Raw genomic sequence first — 1,208 nt, forward strand, 5'->3', positions numbered from 1 at the left:
GCCGCGCAGGCCGCGACGATTGAGCGACTTGAAGCGCGGATCGTCGAGCAGGACGCCGAGATCGCGGAGTTGAAGCGGCGGCTGGCCGCTGATTCGCGCAACTCCTCCAAGCCGCCGTCCAGTGACGGGCTGGGCAAGAGGCCCGCACCGAAGTCGCTGCGCAAGGCGTCGGGGCGTCGGCCGGGCCGGGCCAAGGGCGATCCCGGTGGCCGACTGGAGCAGGTCACCGACCCGGACGTCATAGTCGATCATCATCCGGCCGCGTGCGGCGGCTGCGGCGGCGGTCTGTCCGACGCGTCGGGTTCGGGCTTCCGGGCCCGGCAGGTCTTCGATCTGCCCGAGATCCGCCCGCAGGTGACCGAGCACCGGCTGCACCGGGCGGTGTGCGGATGCGGGTACACCACCACGGCGACGGCTCCGGACCTGCTCACGGCGGCCGCCGTGTACGGACCCGGTGTCCGGGCCGCGATCGCCTACCTGTCGGTCTATCAGCACCTGCCGGCCAAACGCCTCGCCGAGGCCATGGACTGCCTGTTCAGCCTGCCGGTCTCCACCGGCACCGTCCTGTCCGTCCTGGCTCGCGCCCACGACGGGCTCGAATCCTTCGAGGCCCAGGTCAAGGACCACCTGGCCACCGTGCCGGTCGCGCACGCGGACGAGTCCGGGGTACGGGTCGCGGGGAAGCTGCACTGGCTGCACGTGATGTGCACCCACCTGGTCACCTTCTACGGCATCCACCACCAGCGCGGCCGGGCGGCCATGGACGACCTCGGCGTCCTGCCCGGCTTCACCGGCACCCTGGTCACCGACGCCCTGGCCTCCTACACGATCTACGGCGACACCCAGGCCCTGTGCGGGGCGCACGTGCTGCGCGAACTCATCGCCGTGACCGAGGACACCCGCCATGACCCCGCCTGGGCCCAGGCGATGATCGATGTCCTGGTTGAGGCGAAGGACGCGGTCGCCGACGCCGTGGCCACCGGGCACGACGCCCTGGACGCCGAGACGCTGGCCGGTTTCCAGGACCGCTACTGATCTTTAATGCGTGAGGTAGCAAGGTCACGTTTGGGTCGGACCAATGGTCAGGCCGGTCTCGGTGAGGCAGCCGTCGATGAGGTGCGGGCGGTACTGGATCAGCTTCAGGCCGTGCTTGGCGACCTTGACGAGGTGGTCGACGCCGGTGGCTGCGAGGTTTGCCAGCACCCCGC

At 70.4% G+C, this 1,208-nt stretch carries 1 protein-coding gene; it reads left to right on the top strand.

The window, feature by feature from the left end; translation table 11 throughout:
• Nucleotides 1-1,035: IS66 family transposase (gene tnpC, locus ACWD3C_RS48700; RefSeq protein WP_451155283.1), on the top strand; the 1,035-nt coding region annotated here is incomplete at its 5' end.
• Nucleotides 1,036-1,208: the final 173 nt, after the last annotated feature.

Source organism: Streptomyces sp. NPDC002845 (assembly GCF_053591955.1).